This is a genomic window from Streptomyces sp. NPDC005181 (assembly GCF_040608395.1).
Lineage (GTDB): Bacteria > Actinomycetota > Actinomycetes > Streptomycetales > Streptomycetaceae > Streptomyces.
Genome location: NZ_JBEXID010000078.1, coordinates 1 through 15,607, shown reverse-complemented (window position 1 = coordinate 15,607; position 15,607 = coordinate 1). Strand labels below are relative to the sequence as shown.

The 15,607-nt window shown below is 70.2% G+C and carries 10 protein-coding genes; 1 reads left to right on the top strand and 9 read right to left on the bottom strand.

Going from position 1 to position 15,607, the window contains the following annotated elements:
* Position 1 precedes the first annotated feature (1 nt).
* The 9 genes from ABZV38_RS31915 to ABZV38_RS31875 all read right to left on the bottom strand — a co-directional run bounded on the left by ABZV38_RS31915 (position 2) and on the right by ABZV38_RS31875 (position 14,660).
* On the bottom strand, positions 2–1,522 hold the full coding sequence (locus ABZV38_RS31915; RefSeq protein WP_356331924.1) for a right-handed parallel beta-helix repeat-containing protein: 1,521 nt from the start codon (positions 1,520–1,522) through the stop codon (positions 2–4).
* 8 nt (positions 1,523–1,530) lie between these two features.
* Entirely contained in the window at positions 1,531–3,483 is a 1,953-nt protein-coding gene (locus ABZV38_RS31910) for an alginate lyase family protein (protein ID WP_356331923.1), read from the bottom strand.
* Complete coding sequence (locus ABZV38_RS31905) at positions 3,480–5,660, bottom strand: bi-domain-containing oxidoreductase (RefSeq protein ID WP_356331922.1); 2,181 nt, start codon at positions 5,658–5,660, stop codon at positions 3,480–3,482. Before ABZV38_RS31905 ends, ABZV38_RS31910 begins: the two co-directional genes overlap by 4 nt.
* A gap of 25 nt (positions 5,661–5,685) precedes the next feature.
* Positions 5,686–7,620, bottom strand: a complete 1,935-nt coding sequence (gene asnB / locus ABZV38_RS31900; RefSeq protein WP_356331921.1) for an asparagine synthase (glutamine-hydrolyzing) — start codon at positions 7,618–7,620, stop codon at positions 5,686–5,688.
* Positions 7,621–7,622: 2 nt separating this feature from the next.
* Positions 7,623–9,143: a Wzz/FepE/Etk N-terminal domain-containing protein gene (locus tag ABZV38_RS31895; protein ID WP_356331920.1), complete on the bottom strand. Its 1,521-nt coding sequence runs from the start codon at positions 9,141–9,143 to the stop codon at positions 7,623–7,625.
* Positions 9,140–10,537, bottom strand: a complete 1,398-nt coding sequence (locus ABZV38_RS31890) for a Wzz/FepE/Etk N-terminal domain-containing protein (protein WP_356331919.1) — start codon at positions 10,535–10,537, stop codon at positions 9,140–9,142. The genes ABZV38_RS31895 and ABZV38_RS31890 overlap by 4 nt, the downstream gene beginning before the upstream one ends.
* Entirely contained in the window at positions 10,534–11,799 is a 1,266-nt protein-coding gene (locus ABZV38_RS31885) for a glycosyltransferase family 4 protein (protein ID WP_356331918.1), read from the bottom strand. The genes ABZV38_RS31890 and ABZV38_RS31885 overlap by 4 nt, the downstream gene beginning before the upstream one ends.
* Positions 11,789–13,108: a nucleotide sugar dehydrogenase gene (locus ABZV38_RS31880; RefSeq protein ID WP_356331917.1), complete on the bottom strand. Its 1,320-nt coding sequence runs from the start codon at positions 13,106–13,108 to the stop codon at positions 11,789–11,791. Before ABZV38_RS31880 ends, ABZV38_RS31885 begins: the two co-directional genes overlap by 11 nt.
* A gap of 73 nt (positions 13,109–13,181) precedes the next feature.
* The gene (locus ABZV38_RS31875) at positions 13,182–14,660 is read right to left on the bottom strand and encodes a sugar transferase (protein ID WP_356331916.1); all 1,479 of its coding nucleotides are present in this window, start codon (positions 14,658–14,660) and stop codon (positions 13,182–13,184) included.
* A gap of 633 nt (positions 14,661–15,293) precedes the next feature.
* Here ABZV38_RS31875 and ABZV38_RS31870 point away from each other — a divergent pair.
* Entirely contained in the window at positions 15,294–15,491 is a 198-nt protein-coding gene (locus ABZV38_RS31870) for a DNA-binding protein (RefSeq protein WP_356331938.1), read from the top strand.
* The last annotated feature ends 116 nt before the right edge of the window (positions 15,492–15,607 follow it).

The following is a 15,607-nucleotide window of genomic DNA, read 5'->3' as shown; positions in this document are numbered from 1 at the left end:
CTCAACCACCGTCCCCTGCGCGGAAGGTGCTGCCCGCGTCCTGCTGGTACGGCGCGCCCTGCCACTGCCCGGAGTTGAGGATCCGGCTCGGGTCGTGGGCGACGAATTTCCATGGTCCGAGGTAGACGTTGTCGTGCCAGCGGTTGTGCTGCTTGCTGGTGATCGCCTCGGCCACCCGCTCGCCCTGGTACGGCGACCAGTCCGGATAGGTGCCGTAGTTGGCCAGCACTGCCATTCGGTCGCACTTCACCGTGCAGTTGACGACGGACTTGTCCAGCACGAAGCGGTTGCCGTGGATGTCCACCCGCTGGGTCTTCCACCGGCAGTCGGCGTAGAGCGGTGCGGTGGCGATCGCCGGCTGTGCGCAGCGGTCGGTGTTCTTCACCAGCAACGTGCAGTCACCGGACGAGGTGTTGGCCGGGCTGTTGCAGAACCGGTCGGCATTTTCCCACAGAGTAATCCCGGACCAGTTGTTCTCCAGCACGTTCCGATAGATCTCGATCTTGTCCGTGCGGGCTCGGATCCGTGGTTCGCCGCCGGACTCGGACAGGTAGATGGTCGCGAACGGGAAGTTGTCGCCGTGCTCGGCGTACTTGCGGGCCTCGACCCAGTTATTCCGCCGGATCGTGTTCTTCCGGATGACCGCGTTGTAGCTGGTCTCGTAGATCAGCGCGGCACCGTCGTTTTCCTCGAGCACGTTGTCCTCGATGCGGAAATCGTTGTTGTTGGTGTCCGCCCACAACCCGGTTCCGCGGTTGTCGTGCACCCAGTTGCCGCGTACGTCGGCGCCGTTGACGGCCCAGAACTTGATGCCTCCGGTGCAGCCGCAGCCCTTCCGCCGCTGCTCCCAGTCGTCGGTGTTGTTGCCCACGATCTCGTTGCCCTCGACCACCAGGCCGCTGATACGGCCGGTGCCCTTGTACGCGTTCATGCCGTACTGACCGTTGTCGCGCAGGCAGCTGGCGCGGACCCGCTGGCGGGCACCGGCCATCAGCCCGGCGCCGGAGTTGTGCTGGATCGTCGCGTGCTCGATCACCCACTCGTCGGCCGAGTCATGGTTGACCACGCCCTCGTCGCGCGGCGCCACGAAACGTTGCACGGTCAGGTAGCGGATGGTGACGTTGCGGGCGGTACCGCCGAACGCGTACTGGTTCTTCTTCTGGCCGTCGAGCACCGCGCCCGGCGCACCGAGGTAACGGTTCCCCTCCTTGGGGATGACCTGGGCGTAGCGGTCCGGGTCGAGCCTGTGCTTGCCCGGTCGAAGCCAGAACGTGGTGTTCGGGGGGCTGCTCTTGGTCTTCGCTGCCAGGTCACCGACCACCGCGGGGTCGACGGTCACCGCGCCCGCCGGCGCCTTCGCCGGCCCGGCCGCGGGCTTGGCGCACACCCGGGCCACGGGCGTGGATGGCGCAGCGCCCGGCATTGCCCGGGCGCCCGGCGTGCTCTCACAGCCGGTCGCCGCCAGTAGGGCCAGCGTCAGCGGTACCGCCGCCAACGCCCAGTGCTGCCTCTTGATCTCCATGCGCCCCCCTAGCCGCGGAACCTGAGTACGGTGGTGAACCCCTCCGCGCCGTCGGCGAAGCCGCTGCCGACCAGCGTTGTGGTGGGTTCCTTGCGCCCGAAGCCGGCGGAGTACCAGCCCAGCGGCGGGTCACTCTCGCCGCGATGCGCCCGCCAGCACAGCTGCCCGGGCAGGTCGAGCGCCGCGGAGCGGTCCTCGCCGTCCCGGGTCCAGGTGAGCACTGCCCGGTTCCCCACCAGGTCCGCGGCGATCGCCGGGCCGAGGTGGAACGCCAGGTGCACGGCCCGGCGCGGGCCGCGCACCTCGTCAACCACCCTCAGCTCCTGGCTCGCGGCCGTTAGATCCACCCGGCGGCGGTGCACGGAGCGCTGGTAACCGTCGTGCTCGGCGCACCATCGGGCCGTCCCCCCATCGGAGGCGCCGGATGTGTCCGCGACCAGGATGTTGCTGCGGGCATGCCGGGTCCACAGGAACGGGCCGCCGGAGACGGACTGGTCACCGCCATCCAGTTGCAGGGTGTTGTGGCCGAGGGTCGACCGGAAGTACTGCCGCCACTCGGGCTGCCCGTGGTAGCAGTACGTCCCCGGGTCGGCGAGCACGTCGACACCGTCGTGCCGGACCTCCACGGACAACGCGTCCGCGTGGCCATGCGCGGCGATGGAGAGGAAGCCGTGCGGACCACCGTCGCAGCGGCACCAGATCTCCGCCGGACCGCGCAGGATGGTCATGCCCGCATCAGCGAAATGGGCCGGTCGGCTTGCCGGGCGGGTCACGGCCGGTACAGCGGGCCGGATGAGCGCGGCCAGCAGCGGGGTGCGCACATCGGTGCCGGTCACCGCCGGCCACCAGGCGAGCCGACCGAACACGGCGTTCCCGGTGGCCAGCAGCGAGGCCCAGCGGTCGGTGCCCGCGCCGTCCACGACCAGCCCGTGCCCGTCGTCCGCGTCCCCCTGGCGCGGCGGCCGCAACCGGCTGTCCACGATGGCCGCGAGCGCGTCCGTCATCCGCAGCAGCACCAGCCGGATCGACGCGGGGACCGGCACGCCGGCGGCATCCGCCTCGGCCACCGCGGCCAGGCCGAGCTCCAGCACCAGCCCGTGATACTCGGTGGCCAGCTCGCGGTTGAGGCCCGAGTCGAAGGTGTTGCCTCGCAGATGCCGCTCCAGCGACCGCAGCGCGTGGGCTCGCCAACGCGCCGAGGAGGGGAACCACCCGAACGCGCAGGCTGCGGCGAACTGCCCGGCGGCCTCGGCGATGACGTGGTTGTTCGCCGAAGACCCCCGGCTGGGGAAGGCGGCCAGCCAGCGCTGGTGGTGCCAGATCTGGTTCACCGCCACCGGGTTGCCCTCGAACAGCCCGGCCGCGCCCGGCCAGCCGTCGAGCAGCCGGCGAATCCACACCCAGGACAGCAGCCGGATGCCCAGCTCGATGCCGCTGATCCAGTGCACCCCGCGCAGCGGTGGATTGGCCGCCCACCACGACCGCAGGTGCGCGGCCACTCGCTCGGCGTACCGCTCGTCCCCGGTGATCGCGTAGGCGGCGGCGAGCACGGTGAGGTACTGATGCCGGGACAGCTCCCAGATCTGCTTGATGTCCCCGACCGCGTCCTCGTTCCGGTACGGCACGTCGAAGGCGTAGCCCCACGGAGCCCGGCGCCCGGTCTTCGGGTCGCACCACCAGTCCGGGTCGGCCAGGTCGTCGCGGACCACCCCGAAATACTCGGCGTGCCCGTACATCAGCCGGTCCGCCTCGGCGATGAGCCGTTTCGCCGCGTCCGGAGGCACTGCGGCGATCGTCCCGGCAGGCAGGACCGCGGTGAACCGGGCGCCCGTCACGCTCGGGCAGTCCGGCCGGGCCGACCGCCACCGCCGTCTGCGCACTGCGTCGCCCACTCGGCCGCCGACCTCCTGCGGCCCCATCCGGGAAAGGCGCCGCAGGTACCAGCCCGCGCTCGTGGTCATCGCGGCCTCTCCAACGTCACCGGCGCGCCGGCGGCCAGGCCGGCCTGCACGGCGAGGGTGGCCGCTGTGGTGGCGGCCAGCGACTCCAGCGGCACCGGCATCGGCCCGCCGGTCCGCACGGCCTTGATGAACGCGGCCAGCTCGGCGGACTGGCCCTTGTCCCGGGCCTTGGGCAGCCGCGAACTGACCCACCGCTTGCGGCCGTACACGGAGGCACGGACGAAGTCGTCGAGCCGCAGCACTTTGTTGTACGCGACGAGGTCCAGCGTCTCCTTGGGGAAGCTGGGCGCGCCGGTGGTGACGTAGCTGATGGTGGCGGTGGACCCGTCCGGGTAGTGCAGCACGACCTGCAGGTCCTCGTTGCCGGACGTGGCGACCGCGTACACCGAGACCGGGTCGGCCCCGAGCAGCCAGCTCGCCGTGTCGATGAAGTGTCCGCCCTCACCGGCGAAGCGCGAGCCCTCGGTGCCCTGTTGGAGGTACCAGCTGCCGTGCTTCAGCCGGCCCGCGTTGACCAGGTAGCGGAGGCTCGCCGGACCGGTCCGGGCGCCGAACCGCTTCCTGGCCTCCTGCAACAGCGGCGCGAACCGACGGTTGAAGCCCACCTGCAGCCGGTCGTTGCCGGACTCCTCCACCGCCGCGAGCACACCGGCCAGCTCGTCCTCGGTGAGCGCCAACGGCTTCTCCACGAACACCGTCTTGCCGGCCAGCAGCGCCCTTCGGGTCAGTTCGGCGTGCGAGCTGTGCCGGGTGACGACGAACACCGCGTCGATGGACTTGTCGCCGAGCACGGCGTCGAGATCGGTGGTCGCCTCGGCGAAGCCGAACTTCCGCTTCGCGTTGGCCGCGGACAGCGCCGTCGTGGTGACGACCGTGGACAACTCGACACCGTCGCGTTGTGCCAGGTGCGGCAGCAGCATCGACGTCGCGTAGTTTCCCGCGCCGACGAACGCGAGGCGCACCGGCGTCTTGGCGGACCGGGCTGGGGTGGGCGCTCCGCCGCTGCGTCGCACCGCGGGCACGGCCACCGCCGGGGCCTCCGGTTCCCCCGCGTGTTCGGGGTACCGGAACAGCACAGCCACGGCCTTGAGGTCGCAGTCCTTCAGGCGCTGGTACGTCTCGACGGCGTCATCGAAGTCGGCGATGTGGGAGACCAGGGGCTCCACGTCGACGCGGCCGCGGGCGAGGAGATCGAGGAAGCCCGCCAGGTTGCGGCGCTCGGTCCAGCGCACGTAGCCGATCGGGTAGTCCCGCCCCTCGAGCTCGTACTCCGGGTCGTAGCGCCCGGGGCCGTAACTGCGGGAGAACCGGACGTCGAGCTCCTTCTCGTAGTACGCGTTCCACGGCAGGTCCAGGCGGCACTTGCCGATGTCGACGACCCGGCCGCGGTCCCGGCAGAGCCGCGCGGCCAGCTCGACGGGCTGGTTGCTGCCGCCGCCGGCGGCCAGGTACACCTGGTCCACGCCGTGGCCGCCGGTGAGTTCGGCGACGGAGTTCTCCACGGCCGCGGAGGAGGGATCGCCGCAGGCCGCGGCGCCCAGGCGCTCGGCGAGCTCGCAGCGCGCCGGGTCCGGGTCGACCCCGACGACGCGGACGCCCGAGGCGGTGAGGAGCTGCACGACCAACTGCCCGATCAGCCCGAGGCCGATGACCAGCGCCACGTCGCCGAGTTGCGGCTCGCCGCGGCGGACGCCCTGCATCGCGATCGACCCGACGGTGCCGAAGGCCGCGTGGCGCGGCGCGAGGCCGTCCGGCACCGGGGCGTAGAGGTTCTTCGGCACCCAGTTCAGCTCGGCGTGCAGCGCGTGCTCGTTGCCGGCGCAGGCCACGAGGTCGCCGACCTTCACGTCGTCGATCCCGGTGCCGACCTGCTCGACCACCCCGCACAGCGAGTAGCCGAGCGGCGTGTAGGAGTCCAGCTTGCCCATCACCTTGCGGTAGGTGGCGGGCACCCCGTTGGTGGCCACGCTCTGCATGACCTTGGCGACCTGGTCCGGACGGGAACGGGCCTTGCCCACCATCGACATGCCGGCCTCGGACACCTTCATGAGCTCGGTCCCGGTGGAGATCAGCGAGTAGGCGCTCCGGACGAGCACACCGCCCGGCTTGCACCCCGGCACCGGCACGTCGAGCACCGCCAACTCACCGCTCTTGTAGTTCTGCACAACCTGTTTCACCGAAGTCCTCTTGTCTCTACTGTCTCTACGCGTTCACGGGAGAGTGCTGGCCGGCCCCGGAGGTCGCGCCGCGATACCAGTACTCCAGGGTCAGCACATGCCACAGATGCTTGGAGAAGTCCCGCTGCCCGGCGGCGTCCTCGGCGACCATGCGCGCCAGCGCCTCGCGGCGCAGGAACCCGGAATTGACGAGCACGCCGTCGTGCACCACCTCGCGCACCAGCGGTGCCAGATCCCGGCTCATCCAGGCGCGCAGCGGGGCGCTGAACAGACCCTTCGGCCGGTACACGATCTCCCGGGGCAGAATCGAGGTGGCCGCCTCCTTGAGGACGGCCTTGCCCTGCCGTCCGACGATCTTGCGATCGCCGGGCACGGCGAACGCCGCCTTGACCACCTCGACGTCCACGTACGGCACCCGCACCTCGGTCGACGCGGCCATGCTCGACCGGTCCGTGTAGGCGAGGTTCAGGCCCGGCAGGAACATCCGGGCGTCGCCCAGGCACATGCGGTTGACGAAGTCGTCGAGGTCGTTGTCCTGGTAGATGTCCGCATGCTCGGTCAGCACGTCCTCGACCGTCCCGGCCAAGTCCGGATTGACCAGGGCGAGCAGCTCGTCCTGGTCGTACATGGTGTAGCTGCGCCGGAACGCGGTCTCCTCCGGCAGGTCGGCGAAGGAGAGGAACCGCTTCGCGAAGCGCACCGACCGGTACCCCCGGCGGGCCGTGGCGACCGGCAGCCGGTCCACGGCCCTGGACACCCCGCGCCGCAGGGGTCGCGGGATGCGCTGGTAGCGCAGCGCAAGCAGGTTGGCCAGGTGCTTGCGGTAACCGGCGAACAGCTCGTCGGCACCCATCCCCGAGAGCATCACCTTGACCCCGGCCTCTCGTGCGGCCGAGCAGATCAGGAACGTGTTGATCGCGGCGGGGTCGCCGATCGGCTCGTCCAGATGGTGCGTCATCTGCGGCAGCAGGTCGAGCACATTCGGAGCGATCTCGATCTCATGCAGGTCGACGCCGAACTGCTCGGCCACCTGCCGGGCATAGCGCAGGTCGTCCGGCATCGCCTCGAACTTGGCGTCCTCGGCGCGGAACCCGATCGTGTAAGCGGAGATCCCGGGGCGGTCGCGGGCCGCCAGTGCGGTCAGGTAGCTGGAGTCAAGACCGCCGGAGAGGAAGGTCGCCACCGGTACGTCGGAGAGCAGGTGGCGCCGAGTCGACTCCTCGACGATGACAGCCAGGTCCGGCTGTTCGCCGCTGAGGGCCCGCTCCCGGCCCTCGGTGGCGATGTCCCTCAGATGCCAGTACCGGCCGAGCTCCACCCGGCCGTCGGGCCGGCACCGGAGCCAGCTCCCCGGCGGCAGCTTCTCCGCTTCGCGGAACGCACACCGTGAGTCCGGCACCCAGTAGTACAGCAGTGAGGCCACCAGCGCCGCATGGTCCACCTGCAGCGACCTACCGGTCACGGCGGCGAGCGCCTTGAGCTCGGAGGCGAACACCAGCCCCTCGCCGCGCCGGAGCAGGAACAGCGGCTTGATGCCGAGCTGGTCGCGGGCGAGCACCAGTTCACCGGTGCGCTCGTCGAAGATCCCGAACGCGAACATGCCGCGCAGCCGGGGCAGGCAGTCCGTGCCCCAGCGCCGCCAGGCCTCCAGCAGCACCTCGGTGTCGGAGGTACCGCGGAAGCGCACCCCAGCGGCTGCCAGCTCGGCACGCAGCTCGGGCGCGTTGTACAGCTCGCCGTTGTACGTCAGGACGAGGCCGCCCGAGACCATCGGCTGGGCGCCGGTCTCTGACAGGTCGATGATGGCCAGCCGGCGGTGCCCGAGGTGCACTTCGCCGTCACCGACGGGGTGGCTGTACCGGCCCGCTCCGTCCGGACCGCGGTGGGCGAGGGTCTTGGTGAGCCGGTCGGCCACGACCTTCCCGTCCGGCCATCGGTAAGTACCCGCGATGCCACACATGTCTACCGCGCCTCCTGGTCGTTGTCCGGGACCCGTGCCGCCAACATCGGCGGCCGCTCAGGCCGCCGTCGGCCCGTCCCGTTCTGTCGGGCCAGCCGCTCGTTCTGGCCGCGCAGCGCGGTGTGCAGCCCATCCCACAGCGTGCCGTCGGTCCGGTCACGCGGATCGGGGTCGATCAGCACCACACCGATCACCGGAATGCGCTGGTCCGCGAGCTGCCGCGCCACGGTGTGCAGCCATGCGGCGCTGCTGTGCCTGGCACGCACGACGAGCACGGTCTGCGTGCCGAGGTACTGGAGGTCGGCCCACGCCGCGCCGGGCGCCACCGAGCCGACGCCGAGCCGGCGTTCCTGATGCGACACGGCCGCGGCACGCTTGCCGCTGACCACCGTCGGATCTCCCGGCTTCGGGCGGCGCTTGGCGAGCTGCGGGCCGGGCAGACCATCGATGATGACCACTGGTCCATCCGCCACCAGTGCCCTGGCGAGGTCCAGCGCGATCACGCTCGTGCTGCGCGCACAGCCCAGTTCCAGCAGCGACACCGGTTCCGCGGAGCCGCGCACGGTGCGGGCCAGTGACGCGGTGAGCCGTTCGCGTGCCGCCCGGATCCGTCGGCGCTGCCACAGCCTGCCCGACCGGCGGGGCAGCTCCGCGATGACCGAGGCGCCCAGGTTCGCCGCGATCTCCCTGCGCAGCACGGGGCGGTCCGCCACCACCGTGCCGACCGCGGCCATCGCGAGCCCGAGGACGAGCCCGAGGACGAGCCCGATCGCGGCGTTGGTGGCAGCGGCCCTGGGCAGGGACTGCCGCACCGCGCGCGGTGCGTCCACGATCTGTGTGCCGGCGATGAGCTGGGGCGTGCCGATGCGTGCCTCCGCGGCGCGCTGGCCGAAATCGGTGATCCGTGAAGTGAGTTCGGCCCGGCGGGAGAAGAGCGACTCCAGGTCGGACGACGCCGTCGGCCCACTCTCCGGCGATCCGTTTCCGATGGCCTTGTTGACCTTGGCGAGATCGTCCCGCATTCGGTCACGCTGGTCGAGCAGGGCCTTGGACTCGGCGTTCGCGGCTTCCTGTATCCGCCTCACATGGTCCGCGACGAACGCATCGGCCAGCGCCTTGGCGCGGGTCACCGCTTCCGCGTCGCTGTCACCTGTCACAGTGATCTGCAGCAGGTTGTTGGTCAAGCCGATGGCCCCGTAGTCCTGCATGAAGTTCTCTGGTTTTTCCGGGGAGTTGAGGGACTTCAGGGCCTTATCGGCGATCCGAGTGGTTTGCAGCACCGCGACGTCGGTGCGGATCAGCGTTCCGGGGTCGTTCGGCTGGTCCTCCTGATGCGCGACCAGTACCTTGGTCACCGCGGTCGGCGGCGATGGCAGCAGGACCGCCACCGCGGAGCCGACGAGCAGTCCCAGCAGCGCCATGGAGCACCAGAGGCGGCGCCGCCTCCGCACCGCCACCACCAGCGCCTGCAGGTCCAGCAGCGGAGCGGCGGCAGACGACTCCGAAGATGTACTCGTCGTCACCTTGAACCTCCCGTTGCGTCGCCAATCGCGAGCGCCGGCACGGCGGCATCCCATGGATGGCCGGCGGACCGCGTCGAACTGACCCGGACCGTGCCGGCGAGGACGATGCCGACGATCTCGTGCTCGGCGTCCGCACACGCCTGGGCGATGCCGGCGAGCTCCCCTGCGGTCCAGCTGCCTGCGCTGAGCACGATCAGGACGCCGGACTCGTTGTCGCGGTCCGGGACCATCGGCTGGGACACCGAAACCCCCACCACCTGCAGCATGGGGTATCCCCTGCTCGAAGAGCTTGGGGAAGGATCGCTCTCGGCCTCGGCGACGAGCTGCCCGGCGGCCAGGCGGGCGATCTCGTCGCCGTCCGGGACGACAACCAGCAGCCGCCGGGGGGCCGGCAGCTGGTCCCGGAGGCGGGCGCACACCCGCCGGTAGCGGATCTGCCTGCTGGCCTCGTCGCCGGACGTCTGCGGGGTCGGTAGGTCCCACCGGATGTCGACGCCCAGCAGCCGGCGGATCCGGGCCCGCGGGCCACGGTCTTCCGGTCGGTGCGCGGGCCGTTCACCGGGTACGTCGACGGCACCCAGCAGCGCCGAGCCCAGCGCCGCGGCGATCTCCGGTTCGGTGCGCAATCGGCGATTCATCCGTGCGGCGGTGAGATGGCCGATGACCGCGACCAGGAAGAATAGCAGCGCCCCGGCGACGATGAGCTGCATCCGCGTCGGCGGCGCCTCGCCGGTCGGCCGGGCCGCCGGTCCCATGACGACCATGTTGACCTTGGTGGCGGCCGGGTCGGTCTGATCCAGCTTGTTCACGGCCCCCTGCAGCGAGGTGCGCAGCTTCTCGAGCTCGGTGCGGGTCTGCACGCTCTTCACGGTCTGCCCCGGATCGGCCGCATTGGCCAGGTCGGTGATGCGGCGATTGGTCTCCGCCACCTGCTTCCGCAGCGCCTCGGTCCCCGACGTCGCGTCGGAGTCGGTGCTGCCGCCTGCGATCCGCGCGGCGTAGCTGACGAACTGCTGGGCCATCCGGTCGGAGAGCTGCTGCGCGCGCTCGGGGGTGTCGGCCGTGCCCGAGATCTTGATGATGTTCCCGTCAGCGGCCTTGGCGCTCACTCGGTCCCGCAGGTCGGCGCCGCTGACGCCCTGCCAGCCGAGCGTGGCGGCCGCGCGGTCGGCCACCGAGGAACTGGTCGCGATGTCCACCTGGGTCAGCAGCTGGCGCTCTTCCCACTGCCCAGGCAACAGTACCGATGCCGACGCCGTGTAGCGCGGCGGAAACAGCAGCACCGAGGCGCCGTAGCCGAGGAGCGCGCCCACCACGGTGAGGACGGCGAGAAGCCGCCAGCGCCGACGGAGAATCCGCCCGATGGTGACCAGGCGGATCGTGTCATCGTTCAACGCCGCGTCCTCTTCCCTGTTCGGACCGTCTTGCCCGCGGACACCGGAGTGTGGTCACCGCAGGCAGCGGCGTAGGCGGCGAGCAGCGACGCTTGCGAGTTCCGCCAGGAAAGCGGTCCGCCGACCCGCTCCTGGCCGATCTTTCCCATCCGGGCCCGCTTCTCCGGATCGTCAAGGAGCAGCGCGATGAGCTCAGCGAATGCAGCTTCGTCGTTGGCGGGCGCGTAGACGGCGGCGTCACCGGCGGAGACTCGCGCCTCCCGGAGGTCGAACGAGACGATCGGCCGGCTCATGGCCATGTACTCCAGGACCTTGTTCATGGTCGATACGTCGTTGAGCGGATTGTGCGGGTCGGGGGAAAGGCACACGTCCGCGGTGGACAGGTAGCGCACCAGGTCGGCGTCCGGAATGCGCCCGGTGAACTGCACCTGCTCGGCGAGCCCGAGGCGCCGGGACAGCTCCACCATCGCGTCGAAGGTGTCGCCGGCGCCGACGAACACCGCATGCCAGTCGGTCCTCCCGAACTCGTCACGCAGCTTCGCGAGGGCCCGCAAGGCGTAGTCGACGCCGTCCTGAGGGCCCATGACGCCGAGGTAGCACAGCAGATGAGGCTTGCCGCGCTTCAACTCCGGCTCGGGCGGCACCAGTTGGAACCGCTCGACTGCGGGCGCGCTACGTACCACGAAGACGTCCTCAGGGCGTCGACCGCCACGGCGCATCGCGACGTCCCGGTAGCTCTCGTTCGTGGCGAGCACGACGTCCGCGGCCCGGTAGGTCAGCCGTTCCAGCGCGCACACGGCGCGATAGAGCAGATCCTCGCCGCGGCCGAACCGGGAGAGGTACAGCTCGGGTACCAGGTCGTGCTGGTCGAAGACGAACCGCGCACCGCGCCGCTTCAGCCACAGCGCGGGTAGGAACAGCAGGTCCGGCGGGTTGCAGGCGTGCACCACGTCGACCGGGCCGACCTTGCGGGCCAGCCGGACCGTGTGCCACAACGCCGTTCCGTACTCCCGCAGGTAGCCGGCCGGCCCTCCGGTGGCCGCGCGCAACGGGTAGCGGTGGATCCGCACCCCGTCGATCTCCGCCTCCGGCTCCGTGTCCCGCTTACTCCCCTGGGGACAAATGACGTGCACCTTCCAGCCCGCGTCGCGCAGTGTCGTGCACTCCTGCCACACCCGCCGGTCGAACGGCACCGACAGGTTCTCCACCAGGATCAGCGCGCGCCGGTCCGCCCGGTCGCCGCTGGTCGTGTTACCAAGCAAGGCCCACGTACCCCGGTTCGGCCCGGCGCGTCTCGGCGTCGGGAAGGTGGATGAGGTCGACAATCACCGGGCCGTCGGCGCCATGGGGCAGCGCCGACAGCACGGCCGGATCCCTGGTCCCGACGAGGCACACCTCGGCGTGCTCGAGCACCTCGTCGACGGAATCCGCGAGCAGCTGCGCGAGGTGCGGCAGCCGGGTCTCGATGTACTCGCGGTTCGCGCCGAGCAGCCGGGAGAGGCTCACGTTGGCGTCGTAGATCCGCAGGTCGTACCCCTTGCCGAAGAGCCGCTCCGCCAGCTCGACGAGCGGGCTCTCGCGGAGGTCGTCGGTGCCGGGTTTGAAGGACAACCCGAACAGGCCCACCTTGCGCTTGCCGGTGCGCTCGACCATCTCCACCGCGCGCTGCAGATGGTCGGAGTTGGAGGGCAGCACGTGGGCGAGGATGGGCACCGATACGTTGGCCCGCTGCGCCGTGTGGACCAGGCTGCGCAGGTCCTTGGGCAGGCAGGAGCCGCCGAAGGCGAAGCCGGGCCGTAGGTAGGCGGGGCTGATGTTCAGCTTGCGGTCGGCCAGGAACACGTCCATCACCTGGTGCGAGTCCACCCCGAGCGCCTGGCACACCGCGCCCAGCTCGTTCGCGAAGCCGATCTTGAGGCCGTGGAATGCGTTGTCCGCGTATTTGATCGCCTCGGCCGTCGGGACCTGTACCCGGAACACCTCGCCGGCTAGGCCGTCGTACAGCGCCAACACCGCATCGCCGCTTGCCGGGTCGAGCTCGCCGATTACGGTCTTGGGCGGGTCGAAGAAGTCCTGCACGCTCGTGCCCTCGCGCAGGAACTCCGGGTTGACCGCGACCCCGATGTCCACCCCGGCCGTGCCGCCGACGTACTTCTCCAGGATCGGTACCAGCAGGTTCAGGCAGGTGCCCGGGAGCATGGTGCTGCGGAACACGACGGTGTGCCGCCCACTCCGCTCGGCCAGCGCGGCGCCGATCTGCTCGGTGACCCGCTCCAAGTACGTGGTGCACAGGCTCCCGTTGGGCTCCGACGGCGTGCCCACGCAGACCAGCGACACCTCGCTGCCCATGATCGCCTCACGGACGTCGCCGGTAGCGCGCAACGCTCCGGTCCGCACGACCTCGGCGATGAGCTCGCCGATACGCTCCTCGACCACCGGGGCCTTGCCGTCGTTGACCAGGTCGACCTTCACCTGGTTCACGTCCACCCCGATGACCTCGTGACCCATGCTGGCCAGGCACGCGGCCGACACACAGCCCACGTAACCGAGCCCGAAAACGCTGACTCTCATGACCCGTTCCTCTCCCCAGGCAGGCACTCCCGGCCTGCGGTCCGGGCGCCGGCCGGATGGCGACCCCCGCGCATCAGTAGGCCCCCTGCCCGTAGAGCACCGCACGCAGCGTCTTCCACAAGATCACTGTGTCCAGGGCGAGCGACCAGTCCTCCACGTACCGCAGATCCAGCCTGACCGCCTCCTCCCACGACAGATCGCTGCGTCCGCTGATCTGCCACAGGCCGGTCAGCCCGGGCTTGACCAGCAGCCGCCGCCGGATGTCCGGGCCGTACGCAGCGGACTCCTCCGGCAACGGAGGCCGCGGACCGACGAGCGACATCGATCCGGTGAGCACGTTGAAAAGCTGCGGGAGCTCGTCCATCGAGTACCGGCGCAGCACCGCTCCCACCCGGGTCACCCGCGGATCCCGGCGGAGCTTGAACAGCAGGCCGGCGCCCTCGTCGCGGTCGGCCAGCTCGGCACGTGCCCCGTCAGCCCCGGCGACCATGGTGCGGAACTTGAGAATGGTGAACTCGCGGCCGTCCTTGCCGACCCTGCGCTGGCGGTAGAACACCCCACCCCGACTGTCCACCAGCACGAGCAGCCCGACGAACACCATCAGCGGCGCGAAAAGGATCAGCAGGATCGCCGCGCCCATCCGGTCGACGACCCCTTTGACCGCCCGGCGGCCCCCGGTGAAGGTCGGCATGCTGACCCGCAGCAGCGGGATCCCGAGCAACGCGTCGATGCGCAGCCGCGGGCCGGCCACCTCCATCAGCACGGGGGCCACGACCATCTCGGCGTCGCTGCCTTCGAGGTTCCAAGCAAGCCGCTGCAGCCGGTCCGGTGACCAGTGCGGGTCCGGTGTGACCGCGACGACACGGTAGCCGTCGCGGTGGACGTGGCCCGCGACATCCGCCAGTCGGCCGACGACCGGCACTCCGTCCAGTTGGTCACCGTCGAGCCCGAGACCGTCCGTCGTGCACGCCGCATCCACCCGCCAGCCGAGGTGCGGGAACTTGCGGGTTCGGGTGACCAGGTCGCTGACGGTGGCCAGGCTCCCGGCAGCGAGCACCGGTCGCAGGCACCGTCCTTCCTTCCGCTGTTTGTGCAGCCAGAGGCGCAGCAGATACCGCTCCGTCATGGTGATGAGCGCGATCGCGGGGATCGCGACGAAGATCCAGAGCTTGATGTTGCGCGAGGTGAGGGCGATCCCGCCGAGCGCCAGTACGACGGTTGCCGCGAACAGTGAGCGTCCGAGCCGGCGGAATTCCTCGGCGCCCTGGCCGAGTACGGCCGGAGCCCACGACCGGCTCACCGCAAGCGCCCCCAGCACCAGCAGCTCGGTGCCGAATGCGAGAATTCCCCACTTCTCATGCCAGTTGGCCGCGTCCCGGACCCCGAAGAAGTTGCCGATGGCCGCCACCACGAAGGCGGTGGCCACGGTATCGCTGGTGATCACGGCACGGCGGTACCGCTGCTCCCATTCGATAGCGTGCTGTCTGATCGCGCCGTTCGCCAGACGCTCGCGCGCCGACGAAAACGGGCTGACTAGTCCCCCTTGCCGCACAGAACCCTCCAGGTCACCAGTGGCTCGACGTGCTCGCCCAACGCTGTTCCTCCTCCCGGGAGGCCCACGCCCCCGCACTGTTCCTCCCCTCGGGAGGCCCATGCCCCCCGCACTGTTCCTCCCCTCGGGAGGCCCCCGCCGGCCGCATGACATCCCGGCTAGGCCCGGACCGTGCGGCCCGAGCATTGATCGGTCCCGGCGTGACGCCGAGAACGCACACTTTGGCCTGATTGCCTGATTTGCGGTAGATGTCTCGATACCTGTTACGAAATGCAGACATTTCCGTCACACACGCATGCATTTGGCACGCATTCAACTACCCGGGTGCCCGTCAATCACTGACCACTGCATCCACCCGTTCGATACCGGCACACCCGGCACAGCGCGCGCCACGCCAACCCGCGCGCACCACGGCTCACCCTTGCGAGACCGGCACGGAATGCTGTAACAGCCGTCGCTCGACCGGCCTCGAACGGACTTTCTGCTACCGGGAGAAAGAAGAAAGAGGGTTCTACCTCCCTGCCGTCGCCGGCCGACGACCGCCGATCATTGCGCGGCGGACACAACGGTGGGTGCGAGTCGCGCGCTGCCGCTTGGGCGGCCGACAAATCCGGGATGCCCGAGGAAACATCAATGGCTCGTCCACCTGCGCTCAAGCTCGCCGAGGTCCTAGCGGAAATCCGGATGAGTCCGTCGGCCTTCTACCGCCTACGCGCTCTCGGTCAGGCACCCCGAATGATCAAGCTGCCCAATGGTGAATTGCGCTGTCGCCGCGCCGACCTAGACGCGTGGTGGGAGGCGTGTGAAAGGGATACGCCTGCATGGCGATGAGTTACAAGGTCCGGTTCTGGGTGTCAACGGCCATCAGGATGCCCAGGTGGGCGGCCGGGGGTTCTCCCGGTTCGTGGCCACCAGAATTCCAGGCTGATGGCCAGTGGTGTTCCTGG

Excerpts from the sequence above, each read along its gene's own strand:
- asnB (WP_356331921.1), bottom strand. The coding sequence starts at position 7,620 with ATGTGTGGCATCGCGGGTACTTACCGATGGCCGGACGGGAAGGTCGTG.
- ABZV38_RS31870 (WP_356331938.1), top strand. The coding sequence starts at position 15,294 with ATGGCTCGTCCACCTGCGCTCAAGCTCGCCGAGGTCCTAGCGGAAATC.
- ABZV38_RS31915 (WP_356331924.1), bottom strand. The coding sequence starts at position 1,522 with ATGGAGATCAAGAGGCAGCACTGGGCGTTGGCGGCGGTACCGCTGACG.
- ABZV38_RS31910 (WP_356331923.1), bottom strand. The coding sequence starts at position 3,483 with ATGACCACGAGCGCGGGCTGGTACCTGCGGCGCCTTTCCCGGATGGGG.
- ABZV38_RS31880 (WP_356331917.1), bottom strand. The coding sequence starts at position 13,108 with ATGAGAGTCAGCGTTTTCGGGCTCGGTTACGTGGGCTGTGTGTCGGCC.